We start from the raw sequence: 286 nt of genomic DNA on the forward strand, positions 1-286 counted from the left end.
CCGCGCAGCGCGCCGAGGCGGGCGTGGACGCCGTCGAGGCCGCCCAGCCACAGGTGGCGCCAAGGCTCGCTCGGCGGAGTTTTCAGGAATTCCGCAGGCGTGAGCGGTGCGCGCGGCGCCATCAGGTGCGCGCGCGTGGCGGCGCTCCAGGCGCTGTCTTCGTCAATGGCCTTGGCCACGGCGTCGAGCGGGCCGCCCGGCGCCAGCAGTTTGCTGTCGATCAGGGCACGCCGTTCCAACTGCGTGCGCGCGGATGGCACCCAGTTCGACATCGCCTGATAACCGC

At 72.4% G+C, this 286-nt stretch carries 1 pseudogene; it reads right to left on the reverse strand.

The annotated features are described in order from the left end of the window. Window positions 1-286: pseudogene (locus tag F1735_RS34825) on the reverse strand (MMPL family transporter); the annotation flags it as partial.

It is taken from the genome of Massilia genomosp. 1, assembly GCF_011682185.1.
GTDB lineage: Bacteria > Pseudomonadota > Gammaproteobacteria > Burkholderiales > Burkholderiaceae_D > Telluria_A > Telluria_A rubra.